Annotated in this window: 22 protein-coding genes; 15 read left to right on the top strand and 7 right to left on the bottom strand. The window is 60.3% G+C overall.

The window, feature by feature from the left end; translation table 11 throughout:
* Window positions 1-539 precede the first annotated feature (539 nt).
* On the top strand, window positions 540-3,269 hold the full coding sequence (gene mgtA / locus VXJ24_RS06555) for a magnesium-translocating P-type ATPase (RefSeq protein ID WP_330972125.1): 2,730 nt from the start codon (window positions 540-542) through the stop codon (window positions 3,267-3,269).
* Window positions 3,270-3,311: 42 nt separating this feature from the next.
* Here the strand turns inward: mgtA and VXJ24_RS06560 are convergent, their stop codons facing one another.
* Window positions 3,312-3,929 (bottom strand): tRNA (cytidine(34)-2'-O)-methyltransferase, encoded by a 618-nt coding sequence (locus VXJ24_RS06560; protein ID WP_330972126.1) that lies wholly within the window; start codon window positions 3,927-3,929, stop codon window positions 3,312-3,314.
* Window positions 3,930-4,009: 80 nt separating this feature from the next.
* On the opposite strand from VXJ24_RS06560, the gene VXJ24_RS06565 reads away from it, so the two are divergent.
* Window positions 4,010-4,789, top strand: a complete 780-nt coding sequence (locus VXJ24_RS06565; RefSeq protein ID WP_330972127.1) for a YaaA family protein — start codon at window positions 4,010-4,012, stop codon at window positions 4,787-4,789.
* Here VXJ24_RS06565 and VXJ24_RS06570 read toward each other — a convergent pair.
* Both VXJ24_RS06570 and VXJ24_RS06575 read right to left on the bottom strand, forming a co-directional pair.
* The gene (locus VXJ24_RS06570; protein WP_330972128.1) at window positions 4,783-4,983 is read right to left on the bottom strand and encodes a hypothetical protein; all 201 of its coding nucleotides are present in this window, start codon (window positions 4,981-4,983) and stop codon (window positions 4,783-4,785) included. The genes VXJ24_RS06565 and VXJ24_RS06570 overlap by 7 nt on opposite strands.
* A gap of 30 nt (window positions 4,984-5,013) precedes the next feature.
* Window positions 5,014-5,856 carry a histidinol-phosphatase HisJ family protein gene (locus VXJ24_RS06575; RefSeq protein ID WP_330972129.1) on the bottom strand — a complete coding sequence of 281 codons (843 nt, stop codon included), beginning with the start codon at window positions 5,854-5,856 and terminating at the stop codon, window positions 5,014-5,016.
* Window positions 5,857-6,063: 207 nt separating this feature from the next.
* On the opposite strand from VXJ24_RS06575, the gene VXJ24_RS06580 reads away from it, so the two are divergent.
* The 3 genes from VXJ24_RS06580 (at window position 6,064) to VXJ24_RS06590 (ending at window position 9,057) form a co-directional block, all read left to right on the top strand.
* Window positions 6,064-6,756 (top strand): DUF4230 domain-containing protein, encoded by a 693-nt coding sequence (locus VXJ24_RS06580; RefSeq protein ID WP_330972130.1) that lies wholly within the window; start codon window positions 6,064-6,066, stop codon window positions 6,754-6,756.
* Between the two features lie 15 nt (window positions 6,757-6,771).
* On the top strand, window positions 6,772-7,359 hold the full coding sequence (gene thpR, locus VXJ24_RS06585) for an RNA 2',3'-cyclic phosphodiesterase (RefSeq protein WP_330972131.1): 588 nt from the start codon (window positions 6,772-6,774) through the stop codon (window positions 7,357-7,359).
* Window positions 7,360-7,476: 117 nt separating this feature from the next.
* Entirely contained in the window at window positions 7,477-9,057 is a 1,581-nt protein-coding gene (locus tag VXJ24_RS06590; RefSeq protein WP_330972132.1) for a zinc-ribbon domain-containing protein, read from the top strand.
* Window positions 9,058-9,120: 63 nt separating this feature from the next.
* On the opposite strand, the gene VXJ24_RS06595 is transcribed toward VXJ24_RS06590, so the two are convergent.
* On the bottom strand, window positions 9,121-9,822 hold the full coding sequence (locus VXJ24_RS06595) for a DUF434 domain-containing protein (protein WP_330972133.1): 702 nt from the start codon (window positions 9,820-9,822) through the stop codon (window positions 9,121-9,123).
* A 108-nt stretch (window positions 9,823-9,930) separates the two neighbouring features.
* Here VXJ24_RS06595 and VXJ24_RS06600 point away from each other — a divergent pair, with 108 nt between their 5' ends.
* Window positions 9,931-11,079 (top strand): glycerate kinase family protein, encoded by a 1,149-nt coding sequence (locus VXJ24_RS06600; RefSeq protein ID WP_330972134.1) that lies wholly within the window; start codon window positions 9,931-9,933, stop codon window positions 11,077-11,079.
* Between the two features lie 94 nt (window positions 11,080-11,173).
* On the top strand, window positions 11,174-11,872 hold the full coding sequence (locus tag VXJ24_RS06605; RefSeq protein ID WP_330972135.1) for a B3/B4 domain-containing protein: 699 nt from the start codon (window positions 11,174-11,176) through the stop codon (window positions 11,870-11,872).
* A gap of 61 nt (window positions 11,873-11,933) precedes the next feature.
* Here the strand turns inward: VXJ24_RS06605 and VXJ24_RS06610 are convergent, their stop codons facing one another.
* Window positions 11,934-12,650, bottom strand: a complete 717-nt coding sequence (locus tag VXJ24_RS06610; RefSeq protein WP_330972136.1) for a NifB/NifX family molybdenum-iron cluster-binding protein — start codon at window positions 12,648-12,650, stop codon at window positions 11,934-11,936.
* Between the two features lie 232 nt (window positions 12,651-12,882).
* On the opposite strand from VXJ24_RS06610, the gene VXJ24_RS06615 reads away from it, so the two are divergent.
* Window positions 12,883-13,332, top strand: coding sequence for a Dps family protein (locus VXJ24_RS06615; RefSeq protein WP_330972137.1), 450 nt, complete (start codon window positions 12,883-12,885; stop codon window positions 13,330-13,332).
* A 41-nt stretch (window positions 13,333-13,373) separates the two neighbouring features.
* Here VXJ24_RS06615 and VXJ24_RS06620 read toward each other — a convergent pair whose 3' ends face one another.
* On the bottom strand, window positions 13,374-14,396 hold the full coding sequence (locus VXJ24_RS06620) for a helix-turn-helix transcriptional regulator (protein WP_330972138.1): 1,023 nt from the start codon (window positions 14,394-14,396) through the stop codon (window positions 13,374-13,376).
* A gap of 153 nt (window positions 14,397-14,549) precedes the next feature.
* Between VXJ24_RS06620 and VXJ24_RS06625 the strand changes: the two genes are divergently transcribed.
* Window positions 14,550-14,897, top strand: coding sequence for an HIRAN domain-containing protein (locus VXJ24_RS06625; RefSeq protein ID WP_330972139.1), 348 nt, complete (start codon window positions 14,550-14,552; stop codon window positions 14,895-14,897).
* A 25-nt stretch (window positions 14,898-14,922) separates the two neighbouring features.
* Window positions 14,923-15,771 carry an FxLYD domain-containing protein gene (locus VXJ24_RS06630; RefSeq protein WP_330972140.1) on the top strand — a complete coding sequence of 283 codons (849 nt, stop codon included), beginning with the start codon at window positions 14,923-14,925 and terminating at the stop codon, window positions 15,769-15,771.
* 72 nt (window positions 15,772-15,843) lie between these two features.
* On the opposite strand, the gene VXJ24_RS06635 is transcribed toward VXJ24_RS06630, so the two are convergent.
* Window positions 15,844-16,035, bottom strand: a complete 192-nt coding sequence (locus VXJ24_RS06635) for a hypothetical protein (RefSeq protein WP_330972141.1) — start codon at window positions 16,033-16,035, stop codon at window positions 15,844-15,846.
* Between the two features lie 406 nt (window positions 16,036-16,441).
* Here VXJ24_RS06635 and VXJ24_RS06640 point away from each other — a divergent pair, with 406 nt between their 5' ends.
* From VXJ24_RS06640 to VXJ24_RS06660, 5 genes are all read left to right on the top strand, one after another.
* Window positions 16,442-17,839 carry a TrpB-like pyridoxal phosphate-dependent enzyme gene (locus VXJ24_RS06640; RefSeq protein WP_330972142.1) on the top strand — a complete coding sequence of 466 codons (1,398 nt, stop codon included), beginning with the start codon at window positions 16,442-16,444 and terminating at the stop codon, window positions 17,837-17,839.
* A 133-nt stretch (window positions 17,840-17,972) separates the two neighbouring features.
* Window positions 17,973-19,478: a M20/M25/M40 family metallo-hydrolase gene (locus tag VXJ24_RS06645; protein ID WP_330972143.1), complete on the top strand. Its 1,506-nt coding sequence runs from the start codon at window positions 17,973-17,975 to the stop codon at window positions 19,476-19,478.
* Between the two features lie 32 nt (window positions 19,479-19,510).
* On the top strand, window positions 19,511-20,842 hold the full coding sequence (locus VXJ24_RS06650) for an MFS transporter (protein ID WP_330972144.1): 1,332 nt from the start codon (window positions 19,511-19,513) through the stop codon (window positions 20,840-20,842).
* Between the two features lie 71 nt (window positions 20,843-20,913).
* Window positions 20,914-21,282 (top strand): VOC family protein, encoded by a 369-nt coding sequence (locus VXJ24_RS06655; protein ID WP_330972145.1) that lies wholly within the window; start codon window positions 20,914-20,916, stop codon window positions 21,280-21,282.
* A 441-nt stretch (window positions 21,283-21,723) separates the two neighbouring features.
* Window positions 21,724-23,715 carry a DUF4012 domain-containing protein gene (locus VXJ24_RS06660; protein WP_330972146.1) on the top strand — a complete coding sequence of 664 codons (1,992 nt, stop codon included), beginning with the start codon at window positions 21,724-21,726 and terminating at the stop codon, window positions 23,713-23,715.
* The last annotated feature ends 19 nt before the right edge of the window (window positions 23,716-23,734 follow it).

The following is a 23,734-nucleotide window of genomic DNA, read 5'->3' on the forward strand; positions in this document are numbered from 1 at the left end:
CCTGCGGAGAGCCTTCTCGTAGTCGCTATAGGGAACCATTCCTGCCATCGTTACCACTCCTTCAAGTGTTCCGGAGGCCCTTCTGGACCTCCTCGGGTTTCGCTTATATATATTGCCGGCTAAGATAGTTTTATACACTAGAAAGAAGAAAATTTTAGTCAATAAGACTTAGATAACGTGAAAGCAGAGAGACAGATAGAAACAGGCAGCTGGTGCTGGCAGTGCTGCAGACACTGCGGACAGGGCGCTTTCCGGGTACAAGGAAGATATGGGCCTTCCGTGGTGCGGCAAGGTCCCATGATACGGTTTATCACCACATGCGTGAGGCGTGCATCGATCCTTTGGCCCTGTGCCCCAACTTCTGGGAGGTGCTTCCTATGAGCGACGGCTCTTCTCCATCCGGAAAACGAACTGAACTGAGAATGGGATGCCCGCACATCGGGGAGCGGGGCATCGCTGCAGGGCTCCTCTGGAGCTGATGCAGCCCGGAAGATGAGCATGCTTGCTTCCGGCTGGTCCCCGGGATTGGCGGACCATATATGTTCACCATCAAGAATCTGAAGCATCTGTCCTCCAAGCGTGCCTCCAAGGCAGAGGCCTATCCCGTCTCCTGGGTGCGCCAGATTGCCGCTTCTGGCACCGAGGAGCTCTTCGAGGAATTCAACACACGGCCAGGAGGGCTCGAGCCTGATGAGGTCGAGCTGGCGCGCGCCTCATATGGCGCAAACGAGCTCAGCCACAAGAAGCGCGACCCAGAGTGGCTCCGCTTCCTCAAGGCCTTTGCCGATCCCTTCACCGGTGTGCTCGCACTTCTTGCGCTCGTGACCCTTGCGGGAGATGTGCTCTTTGCCGCGCCTGAAGACAGGAATCCGCTGTCCCTCCTCATCATCTGCGGCATGATCTTGGTCTCCGGCATCCTGCGCTTTGTCCAGGAGGGCAAGAGCAGCGTGGCGGCAGATGCCCTGGCAAGCTCCATCGAGACGTTCTGCTCGGTCGAGCGGGCAGGGGAGGGCGTCATCGCGCTGCCGCTCTCCGAGATTGTCGCAGGAGATATCGTGCATCTTCAGGCAGGAGACATCGTGCCGGCAGATGCCTGCCTGATATCTGCCCGCGATCTCTTTGTCGGCATGTCCTCGCTCACGGGCGAGAGCCTCCCTGTGGAGCGTGTGGCTGGACCTGCTGCGGCAGATGAGACGGTGCCCGTGGCCGATCTTTCCGATATCGTCTTCATGGGCTCCTCCGTCGTTTCCGGAAGCGGCAAGGCGGTCGTCTTCGCGACGGGCTCCCATACGCTGATCGGAAGCATGGCAAGAGGACTCGACGAGGGGCGCACGAAGACGGCCTACGACGAGGGCATCGCCGACACGAGCAGGCTGCTTCTGCGCTTCATGCTTGTTATGGCGCCTCTGGTCTTTGCTATCTGCGGCCTTACGAAGGGCGACTGGCTCCAGGCGCTCCTGTTTGCGCTCTCCGTGGCGGTGGGCCTTACGCCTGAGATGCTGCCGATGATCGTCACGACCTGCCTTGCAAAGGGCGCACGCGACCTGGCCGAGCATGAGGTCATCGTGAAGAGGCTCGATGCGGTGCAGAACCTCGGTGCGGTCGATGTGCTCTGTACAGACAAGACCGGCACGCTTACGGAGGACCATGTGATACTCGAGCGCCATCTCGATCTGGATGGCAAGGAGGATGCACGGGTCCTGGGCTATGCCTACCTCAACAGCTTCTTCGGCACCGGCGTCAAGAACCTGATGGATTCTGCCATCATCGAGCGTGCGGCGCTCGAGACGAAGCGCACAGGCGCTCTCGATGCGGACAGGCTCGCGGATGCCTGGCAGCATGCAGACGAGCTGCCCTTCGACTTCAGCCGCAGGCGTGTCTCGGTCATCGTACGTGCAGATGATGGCACGCTCCTTATGGTCGAGAAGGGGGCTGTCGAGGAAGTGCTCGCGACCTGCACGGAAGCTGAGCTCGGAGGCGTGGCTACGCTGCTGACTCCTGAGGTGCGCAGCCTCATCGAGCGCAAGGTGGCAGATCTGGGGCGGCGCGGCATGCGTGTCCTTGCTGTGGCAGTGAAGGAGTGCACAGGGCATGTGGGTGCCTTCACGGCAGAAGACGAGTGCGACATGAAGCTTGTCGGCTATCTTGCCTTCCTGGATCCTCCCAAGAGGAGCGCCGCTTCTGCCATCGAGGCGCTCACTGCACACGGCGTGGCAACCAAGGTGCTTACCGGCGATGCTCTGGGTGTCGCCGTGACCGTGGCGCAGACAATCGGCATCCCCACCGATCATGTGCTCGAAGGGGCGAAGATCCAGACGCTTTCGGACGAAGAGCTCGAGCGCCGCGCAGAGGAGACGACGATCTTTGCAAAGCTCACGCCTGACCAGAAGGTGCGTGTCGTCTCGGCGCTGAGGCGTGCAGGCCATGTCGTTGCCTTCATGGGCGACGGCGTGAACGATGCCGGTGCGATGCGGGCAAGCGACTGCGGCATCTCGGTCGACACGGCAGCCGATGTCTCGAAGGAGGCAGCAGACATCATCCTCACGAAGAAGGATCTTGCCGTGCTCGAAGAGGGCATCGTGAGCGGCAGGCGCACGTCTGTCAACATGAACAAGTATGTGAAGATGTGTGCGAGCTCGAACTTCGGCAACATCTTCTCCGTGCTCGTGGCAAGCATCTGCCTGCCCTTCCTGCCCATGACCGCCGTGCAGCTCCTGCTTCTCAACTTCATCAATGACTGCGCATCCTGCGCCCTGCCGTGGGACCGCGTGGACGAGGAAGCGCTGGCACGGCCTGTGAAGTGGCAGTCGGGCGCCGTCTCGGGCTTCATGCGTCTCTTCGGCCCCGTGAGCTCTGCCTTCGATATCCTGACCTTTGTGGCCCTCTTCTTCTGGATCTGTCCTGCTGTGGCAGGAGGGAGCTGGGAGGCATTGGCTGGAGATGCTGCTGCCCGTCTGCTCTTTGCCGGGACATTCCAGGCGGCATGGTTTGCGGAGTCGATGGTCACGCAGATGCTCTTCGTCCATCTGGCAAGGACGGAGAAGAAGCCTTTCGTGGAGTCGCGTGCAGACGTGCGCCTTGCAGGTCTCAGCGCAGGTGCCGCTCTTCTGTCGCTCCTGATTCCCGAGACTGCCATCGGTGCCTCTCTGGGCTTTGCAGCGCTTCCGGCAAGCTTCATTGCGCTCCTGCCGGCACTGGCGCTCGGCTATGCGGTCTCAGTGCTGCTGCAGCGCAGGCGCTACATCGCCCGCTTCGGCAGGCTCATCTGAATGTCTGGTGCTCCGGGGGATGTCCTCCGGAGCACTCAGCGTCTAGCTGAGGCCGGGATAGCCGCACTGCCGAAGCGCTTCGAAGAGCACGATGGCGCAGGCATTCGAGAGATTGAGCGACGTCACGACCGAGGCTCTCGGGTCGACGAAGTTGCCGCAGGCGTCGCGCTCGAGTTCGGGGTGGAGGGCGTCGAAGCGCTCATGCCAGCTCTCGGCATTTGCAAGCACCATATCGGTCTTCATCGGGATGCGTTCAGCCAGGGCAGGATGGGCTGAGATGAGCTCGCGGGAAAGGCCTGCGCTCTCCTTTCCGAAGACGAGATAGTCGCCGTCGTGGTAGATGCTCTCGCCGATGCTTCTCTTTCCTGCCTTCGTGAGCAGATGCACGTGGATATCGGACGCCTCCGAGCTCTCTTCCGTATTGCGGACAAGGGCAGCCCGCACTGCAGGATTTGCCTCGACGAAGCTTTTCCAGCCGGGGTAGGTCACGATATCGAGGCTCTGCCAGTAGGCGAGGCCTGCACGCTTCAGGGCATGCGCATCGAGGGAGAAGCCGAGAGGGCCGACCAGGTGGAGACGGGCGCCAGCAAGGACGCAGGTACGGCCTATGTTTCCGGTATTGGCAGGAATCTCGGGCTCGACGAGCACGACATTGAACACGATGCATCCCTTCTCTTGTGAGCTGGAGGAGCTCCCAGTATAGACTGAAGGGGACAAGCACCGAAACGAAGGAGGTCTCCGTGCTCTTTCTCATATCTCCCGCCAAGCAGATGCAGCGAGACGACGGATTCTCGCTCAGGCTCCAGGAGCCGCGCTTCCTGGCCGAGGCAGAGGAGCTTGCCGGCGCTCTCTGCTCTCTGGGAAAGCAGGGCGCCCAGAAAGTGTGGCGCACGAGCGACACGCTTACGGAGCGTGCCTGGGAGATCACGGAGCACCTGCCGGAAGAGCTTAGCTACGGCGTGCGCACCCCTGCTGTCATGGCATATGTCGGCATCCAGTACCGGCATCTGGCGCCTTCTGTCATGACAGAGAAGGAGCTCCTGTGGCTCGACCGGCATCTCCGGATTCTCTCGGGGCTCTATGGGGTGGTGGCACCGAATGACGGAATCGTCCCGTACAGGCTCGAGATGGGATCGAAGCTCGCCGTGGGCGGAGGCAAGGATCTCTACAGCTTCTGGGGAGGAAAGATCGCAGCATCTCTTGCAGAGGAGCGAGGAGGGGAGACCTTCGTGCTGTGCGCCTCGCATGAGTATGCGCGCGCCGTGCTCCCGCATGTGCCGGAGGGCGTGGCTGTCCTCTCGTGCGAGTTCATGGCACCACGGAAGCGGGATGGCAAGCTCGCCGAGGCAGCGCCTGAGGTCAAGGCAGCGCGGGGCTGCTTCGTGCGCTGGTGTGCCGAAGAAGGCATAGAGGATGCGTCAGAGCTCGTGCACTTTGCCGAGCGTGGCTACCGCTTCGCGCCTACGCTGTCTCTCGGAGGGCATCTCGTCTTTGTCCGGGCGGCCTCGTACTCTCAATAGTCCATATCCGCGTCGAGGTCCTGCTTGCCGATGCCGGAAAGCGATGCTGATGCTGCGGTCCCGAGAGGCTCGGGCGCTCGAGGCGGCTCTTCGAGTGCGGCGTCGATCTCTTCGCGCGAGAGGCCGGCCAGGGTGTGCCCTGCCCCATGGGACGTCCTGGGGCATCCTGCCTGTGCCGTCTTCTCTCTCCTCATCGCTTCCGCCTTTCTTGCAGCGAGCATCTGCTACAGGATGTGATGGTGCGGCTCGAGGTTCTCGAACGTGCAGAACGAGGAGAAGCCGAGCGAGCGTGCCATGTCCTCGGCGACCTTCAGGTAGGCGCCGAGCTGGCCCTGGCGGATGCAGCCCGATCCGAACGTGAGGATCGTGCCGCCGAGGTCGCGGTAGAGCGTGAGGATGTCTCTTGACGGCATGGGCGCCTTCTCGCCGTGGCACAGGGCTGAAGTGTTTATCTCGAGTCCATGGCCGCCCTCGATCGTCTTCTCGAGGATGGCAGCCACGATATCCTCTGTGCTCTCGAACGGAAGCGGGCCTTCGCCTGAGTAGTCGTGATAACGGATGAGGTCGAGGTGCGCAAGCACGGACCAGGAATCGAAATGCTCGATGCAGCCGAGCACGGCCTCATAGTAGCCGCGCGTGAATTCGAGCTGCGTCTTGCCTTCCTGATACTCGTTCGTCCAGAACTCGAGGTTGCCGATCTCATGCACGGAGAGAAGGACCATATCGAGGTGGTCCTGCCACTCGCCGAAGAGCTTCTCATAGGCAGGGATGGTCTCTTTCTGGATGCCGAACTCGAGGCCACGACCGCACCAGAGCACCTTGCCATAGCGCTCGCGCATCTCTTCGAGCTCTGCGAAGTAGGCAGGATAGGCACAGTTCGTGAGGGGGCGTCCGTTCTCGAAGCGGGCACCTTCTGGGTGGTCCCAGTCAGGCTTCACGCCGTAGTCGACCCGCTCTGTGAAGCATATGCCATCGAGGTTGAGCCTGATTGCATCGATCGTGGCCTGCTCCATCGGATAGTCGGACTCGGGAGAGTAGCTGGAGTGGACGTGGCAGTCGTGGAGCATGGAGGCCCCTTTCGGTCTGGGAAAGCTGCTTCATGAAGCATGGCGCAGGAAGAGGGACAGTTTTCTGAGGATTCTCTGAAGGGAGCTGTCGATTCCGTGAAGTGCCTATAGAGAGAAGCTGGAAAGTGGCTGCAGGTTTTCTGGAGGCATGAGGGGCCTCCCCGAATGGGGTACGACCTCAATCTATGGAACTCAAGAAGGAGGATCATGCATCTTTTCAAGAAGAATGGGAAAGACCCGAAGACATCTCGCACGAAGGGCTGGCGTCCTCTGGTCCTGGCAGCGCTTGCCGGTGCAGTCCTTGCTATCGTGCTTGTGGCAGCGTTCTCGAATTTCCAGACAGCGCAGCCGTCATCCGTCGCCTCGACGACGATCAAGAATTCGCTCTCGGACATCTCGGAGCTCTCCACAGAAGAGTACAGCTTCGCGAATGTCGGCAAGTATACCGAAGACGACCTCAAGGTCCTCGGCATCTCGATTCCATTCACGGGCAGCTCCTTTGTCGCAACCTACGAAGGCACCGTGAAGGCAGGCATCTCTGATATCGAGGCAGCCGATGTCGCGGTCGACGACAGCACGAAGACCGTGACCGTGACGCTTCCGGATGTCGAGATCCTGAGCTGCTCGATCGATCCCTCGACGATCGAGGCCTACGACCAGACGTTCAATCCGATCAACCAGATCCAGGTCTCGGATGTCTCGAGCTTCCTCTCGTCTGAAGAGGACAAGGAGGAAGAGGAGGCCAAGACGAACGGCACGCTCGACAAGGCACGTACGCATGCAGAGAAGATTGTGAAATCTGTCGTCTCCTCGATCCTTTCGGGCACAAGCCGCGACGGCTATGCGGTCAAGGTGTCCTGGACCACGTCCGGAACCGATACGTCAGCGGATGCTGCATAAGGAGGCCTTGGAGGCATGATGCTTGAGGAGCAGGGTGCGCCACGCCGCCTCTTTCTGGCGCTGCGCTTCACAGATGCGGAAAGAGACGAGCTTGAAGGAATAGCCTGTGCCGCTGCTGCAAGGATGGGGCGCGGCACGCCTGCACTCAGAGAGAACCTCCATCTGACGCTTGCCTTCCTCGGCATGTGTGATGCCAGGACCGAGGAGGCGGCAAGGCTTGCAGGGGCGGCAGCTGCAGAGGCAGCGGGACCAGTTTCAGAGACTCTTGGAGACCTTGGGTCCTTCTCGCACCGGCGATCTTCTGTGATATGGCGAGGAGTGGCTGAGGAGTCGGGGCTTCGGGAACTGCAGGCCAGAATCGCTGCAGAGCTCAAGGAGCAGGACGTTCCCTTCGACGACAGGCCGTTTGTGCCCCACGTGACGCTTGTTCGCGGAGCGGCAGCGCAGCAAGGCGAGGATATCGATAAGATTCTTGCAGACCTGTCGGGGAAGCTCCATCCTCTCTGTGCACACCATGCAGAGGTCGCGCTCATGTGGAGCCACCATCCAGAGGGGTCGCCTGTGATCTATACGCCGGTTGCCTGCTTCCCTCTGCTTGCGTAGGTTTTCTGGACGCAGGGTCCGTATGCGGGCAAGGGTCTAGGATATGAGAGGGCGCAATGGTTCCATGCCTGCGCTCTGGTCTGCCTGCCCGGCAGACGAAACGAGGAGGAATGACTCATGATTTGCCCTCACTGCGGATCCGTGATACCGGACAACAGTGCGTTCTGTGCGCAGTGCGGAGCACGCCTTGCTGAGCCTCAGCAGGATGGCGCTCCTGCAGCTGAGCCGGCCAAGGCACAGGCTCCAGGTACCGAGGCAAATACGCGCGCAGCAGAGATTGCAGGGAGCGTGCCTCCTGTCGATGCTCCTGCCGGTACGGCAGAGCCTGCCGCTGGTGCAGGAGAGACCCAGCTCATGCCTGAGGGGGCAGCTGGCGCATCTTCTTCACCCAGCCCAGAGCAGGTGCCCGAGATAGACAAGACCATGGTGCGCCCCGGTGCGTTTGCTGCGCACAGAGACTCTGCCGCAGCCGAAAAGGAGCTGGCCCAGCTTCCCCGCATCGACGAGCCTCCTGCTGACATGCCTCCTGCCATCCCTATCGAGGGAACGCCTGTCGCAGAGCCGGAACCGGACATCTCCGATTTCCTGCCGAAGCAGCCTGCGGTGTCTGAGGTCCCCGAAGCTTCCGATGTGCCGGAGGTTCCTGGTGTACCCGAGGTGCCGGCAGCGCCGGAGCGTACCGAGCAGAGGATGCCTGAGCCGGAGCGCATCGTGCAGAGGAATGCTCCTGCAGCGGCGCATCCTGAGCCGTTCCAGACAATCTCTCCATCTGCTGGTGCAACGCCGCTTCTCAAGGTGCCCGTGAATTCGCATGACACGTCCGACTACCGCAACAGCGTGAAGCGCCGCCGCCACGCCCGTGCCGAAGCCCAGCAGTCGCATCCGTTCGCGCAGACGGTCTCCCGCTCCGTGTATGAATCCCGCATGCAGGATGAGAGCTACACGGAGGCAGTGAGCGAGGTCTCCGGCGCAGCGTCTCAGCGCAGCTCTTCGGCCTTCAGGCCGGAGGAGGGGCAGAGCTTGGAAGAGCATGCCCGCCGTGCGGAGAGCGCGCTTTCGGGTGGCGTCTATGTCGCAGAGCGCCGCCGCTCCAAGGGCCCCATCATTGTCGCTATCTGCCTCATCTGCGCCGTCGCGGCTGCGGGCTATCTGATCTATCAGAACATGCAGGCAGCTGAGACCACCGCCGATACAGAGACGACCGAGGCCGTCGCGACCGATACGGAAGCCGCTGTACCCGAGCCGGCAGCGACGTCTCCGGTCACAGCATCCGACGAGGTCTCCTACAACTCCGATACGGGGCTTCTGACGATGGAGAACTACGGCTTCTCCGTGACGCTTCCGACCGGCATGACCGCGGCTGTCTCCTCTGACGGCTATGGCCTCGATCTCACGGATGAGACGGACGGTGTCCAGATCAATGCCTGGGTGAAGCCCAATACGCAGGGCGCAACCCTGGACCAGCTCTCGGATGAGGCCATGGACGTGACGAACCTCACATATGCCCACGTCTCGACCCTGAACAACTGGTTCGTCGTGAGCTACTGGAAGGGATCGGAAGGCTACTACATCCGCGAGTATGTCGACTCAGAGCGCATCCTTGCACTCGAGTTCACGTGGCAGAAGGCAAGCGAGACGGCAGCCACTGAGGTCATCGACAACATGACAGACACAATCTCCATGGCGGGGGAGAAGTAGGCACAGGTCTGCGGAAAAGCCATTCGGAAGGGCTCTCTTCGCAGGAAGGGAGCCCTTCTTCTGTCACGAGAAGTCGAGGAGCCAGGCATCGGGGCAGAGGCGCAGGAGATCTCGGTCGAGCGAGACCCAGGACAAAGCTTCGTCTATCACATGGGAATCGTTCGAGGCTGCGCACCGAGCTTTGCCGAGCGTTCTGTCGCAGGTACGGTCAAGCGTGATGGAGACCGGATAGGGGAGATTCTTGAGTGCCTCCTCATAAAGCCCTGCGAGCTTTCCTGAGTTCGAGACTGGCTCATCGAGGAGGATGTGCGCTTCGGCAAGAGGTGCTGCAGCGAGTGCCTGCGCGACGAGCGAGAGGGCCTGCTCCGTTGCAGGAATCGGGCGCCAGGTGCCCGAGAGGCCGGCAAGGTCTCTGACAGAGCCATCGTCTGCCAGGATCACGGGTCCTCCTGTGAGGGCGACTTCGAGAGGGATCAGCACATTGAAGCCATCGATGAGGAGCACTTCGTCTGCGCAGCAAGAAAGCGCGCGGAGCTTCTTCTGGCGTGCTGCAGCGGCACGCTTCCCTGCAGTCGCACGCAGGAGAGCAAGGCGCTGGCGCTCCTGGAACTGGTAGCGGTTGCCGACGAAGGCGGCAGCGGTGTCTCTCGGATAGCCATGATCGAGAAGATAGCCGAGCTCCTCATGCGCCTTCCTGAGGCGTCTGACATTCTCAGGCGAGAAGGTCCTTCTGTCCTTCGGGTCGTATCCGCGGTGTGTTCCCATGAGCTGCGCCTCCTGCAAGAAGCATAAGGCTTGCTCCTGCAGACAGGCGAGGGAAGATTGGAGGACCTGAGCGCTACGATAGTGTCCAGTCGATTCCAGGAGGCTGCCATGGGCGCACATACCTTCATCCTTGCATCCGATTCCTACAAGGGCTCTGCCACAAGCCAGGAGGTCGAGAGCTCTATCGCAGAAGGCATCTGGTCGCTTCTGCCGGATGCCACAATCTATTCCTATCCGGTAGCCGATGGCGGGGAAGGGACGGTTGCAGCGCTGGTGGCGGCAGGAAAGGGGACGCTCCGCACAAGGCTCGTGCATGGTCCTCTCGGGGATATGGCAGAGGCATCCTATGCCGTGCTCGAAGACGGCTCTGCCCTCATCGAATGTGCGGCCGCTTCCGGCATCACGCTCACGCATCAGGCGGAAGATGAAGCGCTTCGTGCCTCCACGTACGGCACAGGCGAGCTCATCCGTGATGCGCTCGACGAGGGATGCCGGCATATCCTTGTCGGCCTCGGAGGGAGTGCCACGACCGACGGGGGAGCGGGCATGGCTGAGGCCCTCGGGGTGCGCTTCCTCGACAGTGCAGGCCAGTCCATAGGTTCCGGCATTGCAGGGCTCGAAGAACTTGCGGAGGTCGACCTTTCCGGGATAGATCCGCGTCTTGCCGCCTGCACGTTCGAGGCGCTTTCCGATGTGCAGAATCCTCTTGCCGGACCGGATGGCGCCGTCTTCGTCTACGGGCCGCAGAAGGGCCTTCCTGCCGCACGCCTCTCCGAGCTTGACCGGACGCTCGAGCGCTATGGGGAGCTTGTCAGCAAGGCAGTAGGCAGTGACATATCCTGTCTTCCTGGTGCGGGGGCAGCAGGCGGCCTCGGCGCTGGCCTTGCCGCCTTCTGCGCAGCGAAGATCAGGTCGGGAATCGATGCCGTGCTCGATGCGCTCTCCTTCGACGAGCACCTCGGCGAGGCCGATCTCGTCGTCACCGGCGAAGGGCGCATGGATGCACAGACCGCCAAGGGAAAGGCTCCTGTCGGCATTGCCCGGCGTGCTGCGCGCTACGGCGTGCCGGTAGCTGCCATCGTCGGCTCCTGCGCAGATGATATCGAGGCGGTGCACGAGGCTGGCATCGATATCGTGCTTTCCTGCGTGATGGCGCCATCGACCCTCGAAGAATGCATCGAGAAGACGCCGGATGCTCTGAGGCGTGCCGGAAGGAGGCTTGCCCGCATCGTAGCCCTTGCGGAGCGCCTCCGCTAGGAGCTGTCTCCTTCTTTGCATCTTGAAGAAGGTTCTGCCTGATGGAAATCCCTGCTTCTATACTCCACAGCATATGGCAAGCAAGGAGGCAGGCATGTTTTCCATCGACAAGGATGTCTTCGATGTGCTGCCGACGCTCTGCGTCGGCCTTGTCGTAGCCCATAACATCGACAATACGAAAGACTATCCGGCAGTCGACGGCGTGCTCGACAAAGCGGTGGATGAAGCACGAGAGCGTCTTTCTGGCATGAATGCATCAGAAGACCCGAGAGTCCAGCCCTATCGGGAGGCCTTCCATGCCCTCGCCATGAGTCCCTCGCGCTATCCTTCATCGAACATTGCGCTGCTGCGCCGCATCGTGAAGGGCAAGGCGCTCTGGCGCGTGAATCCTGTTGTCGACCTCGGCAATGCCATCTCGATCGGCTATGGGGTGCCGTTGGGCGCCCATGCGCTCGAGACGCCTGACGAGCATCTCGAGCTTCGCTTCTCGCGTCCGGATGATGTCTTCATCGCGCTCGGAGAGGATGCGCCCGATCCGACGCTCGAGCCAGGCGAGCTCGTCTACGCTGTCGGCAATCTCGTGCACACGAGGCGCTGGACCTGGCGGCAGAGCGAGAACGGAAAGATCGTGCCCGAGACGACCTCTGTCGCCTTCCCGATAGATGGCTTCACGGACAGGAATCTCGGCCAGGTAGAGTCCGCCTGCGGAGACCTCAAGAAGGAGCTCGAAGACATCTTCGGCTGCACGGCGACGTTTGCGCTCGCAGATGCCGAGCATCCAATCGTTGCGTAAGCGAGAAGGAGGGCGCGCGTCCACAAGGACCCGCGCCCTCCTGGCAGATATATATGCACTCTTAGTGGCAGCAGTGGCCGCCCGCGCCGCAGTGGCCGCCTTCATGATGATGGGCACCGCAGGTCGGTGCCGCCGAAGGTGTGAGCGTGCCTGCGAGGAAGGCCTTGACGGCCTCATCTGCAGAGCCTGAAGCGCCCGGCACGACGCGGATGCCCTGCGAAGCAAGTGCCGCGAGCGCGCCTCCGCCGATGCCGCCGCAGATCAGTACATCGACGCCGCCCTGTGCAAGAAGGCCAGCAAGCGCGCCGTGGCTCACACCGTTCGAGCTGACGACCTCGGAGCGCTTCACCTCGCCGTTCTCGATATCGTAGAGCTTGAACTGCTCGGCCCTTCCGAAGTGGGGGAAGATCTCTCCGCCGGAATAGGTTGCAGCGATACGCATGATGTTTCCTTCCTTCCCTGTCCAGGAGGCTTCTGGCTCGCCTTCGAAGTTGGCAGCGCCGCGGACGACTTCGATCGTCTTGCCGTTCACGAGGGCATCTGCCACCTTCCGGTGTGCCGAAGCGGCAATGCTCGCGATGGTCGCACGCGAGACGCCGAGCGAGGCAGCTGCTTCCTTCTGGCTTCTGCCTTCGTAGTCGAGGATTCTCAGGACTTCGAGCTCATCTGCTGCAAGCTCGATTTTCCAGCAGCAGCATGCGGGCACTCCTATGGGTGCGAATCCCGTATATTCGGGTACGAGCTGCACCTTCCTGCGCTTTTCTGGCCTTCCTGCCATGAAGCCTCCTATTACTGACATATGTCAGTAATTACTATAGCGAGCAGATGGGAGAGTGCAAGGAAGAGATCAGGGAAGCTGAAGATGAATGGTTCTCCTTTATTAATGATAGATAGTATCAATATAAAGAAACTGTGAAGAAAAAACTAAGAGCAAATCTCATTAATGAAAACTGGTTGCTGGGTATATTGTCACTAACAAAAACAAGTACTAACAAAAGAAAGGAACTGATATGGCAACCACCAAGAACATCGACGCTCTCAACCAGCTCCTCGCAGATCTTACGGTCGACTACCACAAGCTCCAGAATGCCCACTGGTACATCACGGGCAAGGATTTCTTCCAGGTGCACGCAACGCTCGAAGAGCTCTATGACGGCGTGCTCCCGCACATCGACGAGGTAGCAGAGCTCATCCTCCAGGAAGGCGGACGTCCTGTTGCCTCCCTCAAGGAGACCCTTGCGCTTTCGAAGGTCGAAGAGCGTCCCTCCGAGCCGCTATCGAGCGAGGAAGCTTTCTCGATCGTGAAGGCTGACTTCGAGCTTCTCCAGAGCGATGCTGCTACCGTGAAGTCGCTCGCAGATGAGTCCGGACGCACGGTCGTGAGCGCCGCTATGGACGATATCCTGGCCGAGCTCTCGAAGAATCTCTGGATGCTCCGCCAGCAGGCGCAGGAGATCTAGACCATCCCCCGGGCCTTTTGGGGAAGGAGGCCCGCATACCTTCATCGGAGGGAGGAAGCAGGTGCGCTTCCTCCCTCTTCTTCTGTCTCGGCAAGAAGCCTCTCGAGGAAGGCACGCCAATCCTCTCTGAGCCAGGACGGTCCTGCAATCTTCACCATGCCGCCCATGCCGGCTATCCAGCCGAAGAACTGGTCTGATTCGAAGACCTTCGCATGGGCCAGGACCCAGCCATCTCCTGCCGGCTCGAATGTGGCCGATGTCCCGAAGCGGTCGCGCACGATCTCGGTCTTGCCATCACGTACGGCAAGCAAGGCGTCTGCCTTCCTTCCCTTGAAGCGTCCGAATGCCTCATAGGCACTTTCTGCATAGTGCCAGGAGGCTATCGTCTCGTTCTCATCTGCAGGGGCATACTCGATCCGTACGGGGCCCATGCGGTCGCATCTGAACTCTGCGATATCCTGCCGTGCTTCCTCCCAGGCGCTCAGATAGTAGAAGCCCTCGTCGTAGACGATATCGAGCGGCGTCACGACATAGCGCTTGCCGTTGTGGACAGCTCTCGGTGTGCCTGTCGCATCGAGGTGGAAATAGGGAAACGAGATCTGCCGCCTCTCTCTCAGCGCTTCATGGATCTGGTCGATGTTTCCAAAGACGCTCCTGTTCTGCGACTTGATGCGTCCCACGACGTGGATCCGTCTGTCGAGCTTCTCCTGCTCATAGCTGTTTGCAAGCGTCTTGATGCTTGCAACGAGGTTTCTGGCCTGCCGCTCCGTGATGGCACGGCAGGATTCGATTGCATCGACCATAAGCATGAGCTCGCCGAGCGTGAAGTCGGGATGTGCCAGAGCGTAGCGCGGAGGATGCGTGCCATAGGTCGCGATTGCGATATCGAAATCGCGGAGTGCCTGGATGTCGCGATAGATGCTCTTGCGCTCTGCCTCTATGCCATACGCCTTGAGCTTCTCGATGAGCTCTGCCATCGTGAGTCCATGCTCAGGGTCGGTCTCCTCCTGGAAGATCTTCCAGAGATAGAGGATCTTGAGCTTCTCGTTTCCGGTCTTGGCCACGTGTCCTCCTTTGCTGTTCGGACCCCATGATAGGCTCGGCGAGCCCCACAATCTCCACCTGTCCCATAAACGGTACTGTCCCATAACTGGGACAGATAAAGGAAGGACGATGGATACCATAAGCTTTGAGAACGGAAGCTGAAAGGGGCAGATATGGCAGAGGATTCAAGGCATCTTGCAGATTTCTTCGTGGCTGGCATGCGCTATTGGGATGGCGCTCTCGTCGTCTCCGACCTGAAGCCGGGAAAGAAGCTCCGCCTTGTGGCAGAGCCCGACAATGCCTACGACCACAACGCCGTGGCAATCTGGCGCAAGAAGACGAAGCTCGGCTATATCCCGGCTGACGAGAATGCGCTCGCAGCCCAGCTCCTGCGCTTCGGGCACGGCGATGTTATCGAGTGCCGAGTGCTTTCGGTCGACCCGACCGCAGATTCCTGGAAGCAGGTCAGGGCAGGACTCTTCATCACCGACGCACGCAAGGATGCGCAGACGCAAGAATAGCGTCCGCGGAGAGGAAGGAGCAGCTATGGAGAAGGATGAAGACAAGGCGCCAGCGCCCGCAGAGCCTGAGGAGGGAAAGCCTGAGAAGAAGCACAGGAGGGGACGCGTCGTCCTCATTGCCGCAATCGTCCTCGTCGTCCTCATCGCTCTTGTCGGCGCCTTCGGCGGCAGCAAGAAGAAATCGGACGAACCCTTCGATCCGAGCACCTATGAGAGCATGGACTACGCGGCAGTCGCGCAGAATCCCGACTCCTACAAGGGCAAGAAGCTCTATGCGAAGGGTAAGATCGTGCAGGTCATCGAAGGCGACTCTGAGACGGATCTGCGCGTCGCGACTGCCACGAACGGCTACGACGATATCGTCTTCGTTGCCTACGATCCCGATATCCTCGACGGTGCGCATCTGACGGAGGGGCAGTATATCGGCGTCTATGGGCACTGCAAGGGCCAGGTGAGCTATACATCTGCGCTCGGTGCAAAGATTTCGATTCCGGGACTCGATGCCGACTCCATCGACCAGACCGTCAAGAATCCTCAGGAAGTCCAGATCGAAGCCATGCAGGCAATGCTTGACGGAGCAGACTTCGAGAAGGTCGACACATCGGGATACGGCACCTGGAAGTACGTTGCAAAGATCCAGAACACGACGGAGAACGACTACAGCAATGTGTCTCTTGTCCTCGGCATCTACGATGCATCGGGCATGCGCATCGGCGAGACCTATGCCAATGCGACAAGCTGGGCTCCGGGAGAGACCGTACAGTTCGAAGGCTATCTCGACAGCACGAAGGCCGATGCGGCCGTCTCTGTGAAACCCGAGATTCAGGGCTTCTCGATCGGGTCGGACTATTATTCGCCAAGCCAGCTCTCGTAAGCGAGCTTGCTTATAGGAAGGGAAGAGGAGGAGGCCTTCGGGTCTCCTCTCTCTTGTGTGGAGCGGCAAGGCTCAGGATTTCCTTGCCCTGTGTGCGACATAGCAGGCAAGCGCGAAGAAGCCGGCCGTCACGATGGGGAGGATGACCTGCCAGAAGGCGGCAAAGGCACCCCCGACCCAAAGGGCAAGACACTCCACGGCGAGCATGAGGCCGAGGACGCAGGCGGCGTAGAGGCTGTATTCCTGAAACGAGATGTCTCCCATCATGGCCTCCCGGACAAGAAGCGGATTGCAGCCTATGCTAGGCAGCTCCGATAAGCGCAGAGAAAGCCATCTGTCAGCCATCTGTTACGGAGATTCGAACAGGGCGCTGAGGACTCTGCACAAAAGCTGAAGGAAAAAGCGGGCGAGCCGTAATATGGCCGAAACAGAATCTCCGTATGCTCGTCTTATCGTCCACAGGAAGGATGCAGTCCATGTTCGCAGCCACCGACAATGCAGTTCTGAGCGCTCAGCGCGTGCTGGGTGCATGGTGGCGTACAAGGACTTCGAAACTTCCGGCGTGACGACGGCCTTGTCTTCATACACATCTGGGGCTCTCGGTTACGTACCGGGAGCCCCTTTTTTGTATGCAGACGCACAGCATTCCCTGAAGAGAAAGAGGAACAAGATGGGCGCAGAAGCAGCAAAGACCGATCCTTACCGCATCTATCTGAAGGAAGACCAGATTCCGACCGCCTGGTACAACCTGCGTGCCGATATGCCGGAACCACCCGAGCCGATGAGGCTGCCGAATGGCAAGGTCGCGACGGTCGACGATATCAAGCCAGTCTTTGCGGACGAGCTCTGCCGCCAGGAACTCGATGACACGACGCGCTACTTCGAGATTCCAGCTCCTGTCATGGAGATGTACAAGGTCTACCGGCCGAGCCCGCTCTGTCGTGCCTACAACCTCGAGCGCGCGCTCGACACCCCGGCGAAGATCTATTACAAGTTCGAAGGCAACAACACGTCCGGCTCGCACAAGCTGAACTCCGCCCTTGCCCAGGCCTACTATGCCTATGCCCAGGGCATCACGAACATCACGACCGAGACCGGCGCTGGCCAGTGGGGCACGGCGCTCTCCGAGGCAGCAGCGCACTTCGGCCTCAACCTCGACGTGTTCATGGTGAAGTGCTCGTATGAGCAGAAGCCCTTCCGCCGTTCTGTCATGCAGACGTTCGGCGCGACAATCACGCCGTCGCCGTCCGATACGACCGAGGCAGGCAGGAAGATCCTTGCCGCCGATCCGACGTGCACGGGATCTCTCGGCACCGCCATCTCCGAGGCGGTCGAGCGTGCGCTCAACGTGCCGGGCAACAAGGGACGCTACCAGCTCGGCAGCGTGCTCAACCAGGTCGTGCTCCATCAGTCGATCATCGGCCTCGAGTCCTATGAGGCGCTCCGTGAGCTCGGCGAATATCCTGACATTGTTATCGGCTGCTGCGGTGGCGGCTCGAACTTCGCTGGCCTCATCGCCCCCTTCATGCGCGACAAGCTGACAGGCGTGCATCCTGATACACGCTTCATCGGTGTCGAGCCGGCAAGCTGCCCGTCGCTTACCCGCGGCGTCTATGCCTATGACTACGCTGATACGGGCCAGACCTGCCCGCTCTGCAAGATGTATACGCTCGGCAATGGCTTCATCCCGAGCTCTGACCATGCAGGTGGCCTGCGCTATCACGGCATGAGCCCAATCGTCTCGAAGCTCAAGCACGATGGCTGTATGGAGGCTGTCGCCGTGAAGCAGACTGATGTCTTCGCTGCAGCAGAGAAGTTTGCAAAGCTTGAGACGATTCTGCCGGCACCGGAGAGCTCGCACGCAATCCTTCAGGCCATCCGCGAGGCAGAAGCCTGCCGAGAGACGGGCGAGGCGAAGACGATCCTCTTCGGCCTCACCGGCACCGGCTACTTCGATATGGTCGCTTATGACAAGTACAACAAGGGCGAGCTCGAGGACCATATCCCCACGGACGAAGAGCTGCAGGCTGGCTTCGATACGATTCCCCATATTCCGGGCATCCAGTAGAAGGAAGCATCTGCCGCTGGCAGGTCTGAGATAACAAGACAGAGACAATGTGTGCGATTGTGCTCATGTCAAGTCGCATTTCGGGTAAGCTCCTCCCTAAAAGACCTTCTGGCCTACGGGGGGAGCTCATATCATGGCTGATTTGAAACGGACGGCTCTGGTGTCTGCCGGAGCAGCAGCGGCATGCGTGGCAACTTTGGCGTCGGTGAAGACGGCACTTCTCAAGCCTTCCAGGCCCAAAGGTGCTCCGATCGGAGCGGATGGCTATGAGGCAGGGATGGATGCGGTCGAGCGCTTCCAGGAGCTCCTCCGGATTCCTACGGTCTCGAGAGACAATGTCTCGGTGCGCGACGATGAGGCATTCAGGCGCTGGATCCCGACGCTCGAGCGGCTCTATCCGAAGACGCTTGCGGCAACGGAGCTTCATCGCATCGATGATTTCGGCATCCTCCTCCGCTGGCCAGGACGCGATGCTTCCCTCGACCCTGTCATCGTTATGGCGCATCAGGATGTCGTGCCCACAGAAGGGCAGGCCTGGACGCATGATCCCTTTGCGGCAGAGATCTCTGATGGTGAAATCTGGGGCAGGGGAACGCTCGATACGAAGTGCATCGACTGTGCGCTCTTCGAAGCGATGGAATATCTGATCAGTGAGGGCTATGTGCCGCCACGCGATGTGTGGTTCTTCTCTTCGGATGGCGAGGAGATCAATGCGCCGACCTCGAAGCATGCGGTTGCCTGGCTCAAGGAGCACAACATCACGCCCTATATGGTGCTCGATGAGGGAGGGGCGCTTGCAACAGATGCAGGCCTGGGCGTCACGACCCCGATTGCTATGGTCGGCGTCTCCGAGAAGGGGCATGTCGACCTGCTGGTGAAGGCGTATGCCGAAGGCGGCCATGCCTCGACGCCGGGCAGAAACGATGCGGCGGCACTGCTCTCCCGTGTCGTTTCGCGCATCGTGGACAACCCGCCCAAACCGCGCCTGATTCCTGTCGTGGCACGCACGCTCTCAGAGATCGGTGCCTGGGCAGGAGGGCCGTATCCGGCTGTGTTTGCAAACCTCTGGGCGACGAAGCCTCTTGTCGAGCAGCTCATGAGCAAGAGCCCGGAGACGGCCGCAATGCTTCGGACCACGTATGCCGTGACGCAGCTCAAGGGGTCGGCAGCGCATAACGTGCTGCCGGCTGTTGCCGAAGCGAACCTCAATGTGCGCGTCGCCCCGTTTGAGACGATCTCCGATGCACTCGAGCGTGCACGCATGCTTGCAGCAGCAGAATGCAAGGCATCGGGTGTGCCGCCCACGAGGGTCGAGGTCTCGATCCGCGAGGAGTGCCCCTACGGAGAGCCGGCTCCCATCAGCCCCTGGGAGCATGAGCGCGCCTTCGACTATATCCATCGCTGCGTGGCAGGCGTCTATCCCGAAGCAGGCTTTGCGCCCTACGTGCAGAACTCCTCGACCGATTCGCTCCAGTTCTGTGCCATCTGCAAGCGGGTCTACCGCTTTGCCGGCTTCATCTATTCGAAGGAAGCCCGCTCCCTCATTCATGCGGCGAATGAGCGCATCGGCGTCGATGTGTTCAGACGCGGCATTGGCTTCTATGTGGCGTTTCTGGGACACCTCGAGGAGCTGGCATAGAGCAAGAAGATATCCATTGGCAGGAGGTTTGCATGAGCGAGAAGGATATGCGCAAGAAGGCAGCGAAGATCGACTATGCGACAGTTGCATTCGCGAGCCTGCCATTCATGGGGATGATCAGCTTCTGGCAGGTCTTTGACGGCATCATTCCGAAGATGCTCACGCAGACCTTCGGCCTCTCGAATGCCGTGACTGGATTCGTGATGGCAATAGACAACATCTTCGGGCTGTTCCTTCTGCCGCTCTTCGGCATCCTCTCGGACCGCTGCACCTCGAAGCTCGGGCGCCGCACGCCCTTCATCATTGCAGGCTCGATCCTGGCCGTTATCGGAACGCCGCTCATCGCAATTGCGAACAATGTCGGCAGCCTGGCCCTTCTGATCTCCGCCATCATCCTGACGCTTGTCGCGATCTGCATGTATAGGACCATGACCGTGGCAATCGTGGCAGATATCACGCCGCGTCCCCTGCGCATGAAGACCGACTCCGTCAAGAAGCTTGTCGGCTATGCCGGCACCGGCGTCATGCTTGTCTGCATCTCGGCCATGGTGCCGAAGACAGAGCATCCTGACTATCTGCCGCTCTTCCTCGTGCAGGCAGGGATGATCCTGCTCTCGCTTCTTCTCTATCTTGCCAAGGTCAGGGAGCCGAAGCTCGTCGAGGAGATGCATGCCAAGAGCCTCGAGATGGGCATCAAGGAAGACGAGATCGAGAAGGACGACTCGCCTGAGGCGGGCGGCAAGGACAAGATCACAGACCCTGACATCCACCGCTCGCTCGTGCTGCTTCTTGCGGCAGACTTCTTCTACTACATGAGCTACAACGCAATGACCACGAACATCAGCAGGTATGCCGACACATTCTACGGAATGCAGGGAGGCTCCTTTGCGATCATCAACATCGTGACGATCATCGGTGCCCTTGCGACCTATGTGCCGCTGGCGAACCTGTCGCTTCGTATCGGCAGGAAGAAGGTCGGCCTCCTCTGTGGCGCTGCCATGGCAGTGTGCCCCGTGATTCTGTGGCTTGTGCCGGGCTTCCATCCTGCCTTCTATGCCCTCTTCCTTGTTATGGGTGCAGGCCTGGGCGGCGTCGACCTCTGCGTCTTCAACATGATCCTGGAGCTCTGCTCGGCCCGCTCCGTCGGACGCTATTCCGGCTACTACTACACGGTGTCCATGGCAGCGCAGGTCGCAACGCCTATCCTCTCTGGCCTCGTTATGGATGTGGCGCCTGGGACGCTCTTCCTCTACATCGCCCTCATGGGTCTTGCTATGGTCATCTCGCTGGTCCTTGCGAAGCACGGCGACGCAATCTTGATCGACGAGGTCGCAGCACGCGAGGAGAAGGCTGAAGCGCACTAGATGGAGCTTTGCTGAGCCGAGCTTCCGCTCTGCTACGCTTTGAAGCAGATCCGGACTTCAAGGAGGAAACCATGCAGGCACGCTTCATCCACCGCTGCACCCACGTGCTCGATCTCGAAGCCACGAAGAAGTTCTATGAGAAGGCGCTCGGCTTCCACGTCGTGAGGGTATCGGGACCCGAGGACGGCTCCTGGTCGAACACGTTCATGGCAAACGACGCAGCGCCCTTCGAGCTCGAGCTTACCTGGAACAGGGGACGCACGGAGCCCTACGACAATGGCGGGAGGGACACCCACATCGCCTTTGCGGTCGATGACTTCGAGGCCTACCACGAGCTTCACCGCCAGATGGGCGTCATCGACAAGGAGAATCCCGCGATGGGACTCTACTTCATCTGCGATCCTGACGGGCAGAGGATCGAGATCCTGCCTGAGAAATAAGCGGCAGGGAAACCTGCGTCTCAAGGGCTTCCGGAATATTCCGGGAGCCCTTCTTCTTTGGGCGAAGGCATGGACGGAAGACCAACTCGACAGGGAAAAGTCTCAACTCGACACCCCTGAGCGTGAACTCGACAGGAACTTCTGAAGATGCCTTCAAGGACGCGTTTCGGTAGTGTGAATGTATGGGCTGATGCTGAGGAATTTCGGCTATCCTCGAGGTCAAGACCTTTCTCGGCGCTATGATTCATGCGCATGAATCCTTCCCGTATGGATATCCCTTCCCAAGATCGCATGGCAGAGCTCTCTCTGCCCCACACAAGACGAAACCCCCGGCTTTGCCGGAGCGGCAGGTCCTGCAGGAAGAGACAGGAAAGATCTCACGGGAAAGGCTGAAGACAGAATCGTCCGCCTGGCAGGCGCCAGGCAGGTGGAGTGATAGCAATGACAGACAAGCAGCATGCACGCCATTTCAAGGAAGAGGAGCCGAAGCGCCGGCGCAGAGAGAGAAAGACCAAGGAAGAGAAGGCTCCTCAGCGTCCCGCCAAGAGGGAAGAGGCCGCTGCGTATCCCGAAGCTGAACCAGAAGACGAGGATGGCTTCACGCAGATAGCCGATGTCGTGGATTCTGCGGCGGGAGATGCGTGGGACGATCCCTTCGACCTCATGCCTGAGATGCAGGAAGAGTCTGAACCTGTCCAGCTGAAGGCAGAGCCTGAGCCGGAGCCGAAGAAGCATCACCCAATCCGAAACCTGATCGTCTTCCTTCTTGTCCTCTTCATTGCAGCGGCAGGTGTCTTCGGCTACGAGTTCCATGAGAGTGCCCAGTCTGTCGCCTCCTCTGCACGTGCTGTGGCAGCGACAGGATCTGACTTCATGTCGTCGGTGCAGTCGGGCTCGACCACCTCGCTTTCCGGGAATGCCGAGAGCCTTGCGCGCTATGCCGCCTCGATGGAGCAGGAGACCGAGAGTCCGGTCTGGAAGATCGCAGAGCACCTTCCTGTCATCGGAGACGATGCGTCGCGTGTGGCTACGCTTGCCGATGTGGTCCAGGACCTGACGGACAATGTCGCGAAGCCGGTCGCAGAGAGCCTTTCTGCTGTCTCAGGCGAGCAGCCCTTTGCCGATCATGCAATCAATGCCTCGGTCCTGAAGACCTACTGCGACGCGCTGGCCGATGCTGCGCCTTCGCTTGCCGCCGCGCGGGAGACGGTCGACAGTCTCGGCACGGCAGATTTCGCTGAGGTTGCTGAACCGCTTGCTGCCATACAGGAGAGGCTCGACACGATTGGCGCTGTTGCAGGACGTGCCGAGGAGCTCTCGCCGGTGATCTCCGGCATGTTCGGGGCAGAGGGGGAGAGGACCTATCTCTTCGTCGTCGAGGACACTTCCGACATCCGCTCGGTCGGCGGCGCTGCGACGTCTGCTGCGGTCATGACCATAGACAATGGAGCAATCAGGCTCGAGAGCTTCGAGGATCTCTCCGATGAGCTTGTCAGAGATGATGTGCTGACCGACGACGAGCAGACGCTTCTCGGCCTCATGGGGCATGACGGCAGCTTCACGGCAGACGACGCAGGCTCGCTTCCGAGCTTCTCCCGCGCCGCGCAGGTCCTCATCCAGGCGGCAGAGGCTTCTGGCAAGACGAAGATTGACGGCGTGATTGCGGTCGACCCGATGTTCCTGCAGAGCATGCTTGGCCTTACGAGTGGCGTCACGGCATCCGATGGCACGAAGATCGACGGGACAAATCTCGCAGCCCTGCTGCTTGCCCCTGATGATGAGGACACCGCCAATACGTCGTTTGCGCAGACCGCGAGCCTTGCGGTCAATGCCGTGCTCTCGAACATGGACGAGATGTCCTACGGCAGCCTCGCAAAGGTCCTGAATGCCGGCGTGGACGAGGGACGCCTGCTCTTCTACATGGCAGAAGACGATGAGGAGAAGGTGCTCGATGCTATCGGTGCGGCTGGCTCCTTTGCAGAGGATGCCTCGACGTCTGAGACCGGCTTCTTCCTCTCCGATGTCTCGGATACGGGGCTCGGCAGCTCGATCTCGATCGAAGGAACCATCGGCGATGCGGTGGTCGCATCCGATGGCAGCATCTCCTACGACGTGACCGTGAAGCTTGCCAACAGTGCCGAAGACACAGACGAAGAGCGGACACTTTCGGCTCCGGGCAAGGAGGCAGAGGAGCCCTCGACACTCATGGGCTTTGCTATCACCGCCCCTGCAGGTGCTGCAATCTCCAAGCTTTCCTGCGATGCAGCATCCGAGTCGGACGATGAGCTTTCGCTTTACGGGACCGATGTGTGGGCGGGCACGTTCAGCCTCGGTGCGGGAGAGTCGGCATCCTTCACCTACACGGTGACGCTTCCTGCGGGAGCAGATGCCGCGCTCACGCTCAGGATGACGCCGCAGCCGATGGCTGCCTGAGAGGACTGCAAGATGCGAG

It is taken from the genome of Olsenella kribbiana (assembly GCF_036408795.1).
Lineage (GTDB): Bacteria > Actinomycetota > Coriobacteriia > Coriobacteriales > Atopobiaceae > Olsenella_L > Olsenella_L kribbiana.

Excerpts from the sequence above, each read along its gene's own strand:
- mgtA (WP_330972125.1), top strand. The coding sequence starts at position 540 with ATGTTCACCATCAAGAATCTGAAGCATCTGTCCTCCAAGCGTGCCTCC.
- VXJ24_RS06570 (WP_330972128.1), bottom strand. The coding sequence starts at position 4,983 with ATGAGGAGAGAGAAGACGGCACAGGCAGGATGCCCCAGGACGTCCCAT.
- VXJ24_RS06575 (WP_330972129.1), bottom strand. The coding sequence starts at position 5,856 with ATGCTCCACGACTGCCACGTCCACTCCAGCTACTCTCCCGAGTCCGAC.
- VXJ24_RS06580 (WP_330972130.1), top strand. The coding sequence starts at position 6,064 with ATGCATCTTTTCAAGAAGAATGGGAAAGACCCGAAGACATCTCGCACG.
- thpR (WP_330972131.1), top strand. The coding sequence starts at position 6,772 with ATGATGCTTGAGGAGCAGGGTGCGCCACGCCGCCTCTTTCTGGCGCTG.
- VXJ24_RS06590 (WP_330972132.1), top strand. The coding sequence starts at position 7,477 with ATGATTTGCCCTCACTGCGGATCCGTGATACCGGACAACAGTGCGTTC.
- VXJ24_RS06595 (WP_330972133.1), bottom strand. The coding sequence starts at position 9,822 with ATGGGAACACACCGCGGATACGACCCGAAGGACAGAAGGACCTTCTCG.
- VXJ24_RS06600 (WP_330972134.1), top strand. The coding sequence starts at position 9,931 with ATGGGCGCACATACCTTCATCCTTGCATCCGATTCCTACAAGGGCTCT.
- VXJ24_RS06605 (WP_330972135.1), top strand. The coding sequence starts at position 11,174 with ATGTTTTCCATCGACAAGGATGTCTTCGATGTGCTGCCGACGCTCTGC.
- VXJ24_RS06610 (WP_330972136.1), bottom strand. The coding sequence starts at position 12,650 with ATGGCAGGAAGGCCAGAAAAGCGCAGGAAGGTGCAGCTCGTACCCGAA.
- VXJ24_RS06615 (WP_330972137.1), top strand. The coding sequence starts at position 12,883 with ATGGCAACCACCAAGAACATCGACGCTCTCAACCAGCTCCTCGCAGAT.
- VXJ24_RS06625 (WP_330972139.1), top strand. The coding sequence starts at position 14,550 with ATGGCAGAGGATTCAAGGCATCTTGCAGATTTCTTCGTGGCTGGCATG.
- VXJ24_RS06630 (WP_330972140.1), top strand. The coding sequence starts at position 14,923 with ATGGAGAAGGATGAAGACAAGGCGCCAGCGCCCGCAGAGCCTGAGGAG.
- VXJ24_RS06635 (WP_330972141.1), bottom strand. The coding sequence starts at position 16,035 with ATGGGAGACATCTCGTTTCAGGAATACAGCCTCTACGCCGCCTGCGTC.
- VXJ24_RS06640 (WP_330972142.1), top strand. The coding sequence starts at position 16,442 with ATGGGCGCAGAAGCAGCAAAGACCGATCCTTACCGCATCTATCTGAAG.
- VXJ24_RS06645 (WP_330972143.1), top strand. The coding sequence starts at position 17,973 with ATGGCTGATTTGAAACGGACGGCTCTGGTGTCTGCCGGAGCAGCAGCG.
- VXJ24_RS06650 (WP_330972144.1), top strand. The coding sequence starts at position 19,511 with ATGAGCGAGAAGGATATGCGCAAGAAGGCAGCGAAGATCGACTATGCG.
- VXJ24_RS06655 (WP_330972145.1), top strand. The coding sequence starts at position 20,914 with ATGCAGGCACGCTTCATCCACCGCTGCACCCACGTGCTCGATCTCGAA.
- VXJ24_RS06660 (WP_330972146.1), top strand. The coding sequence starts at position 21,724 with ATGACAGACAAGCAGCATGCACGCCATTTCAAGGAAGAGGAGCCGAAG.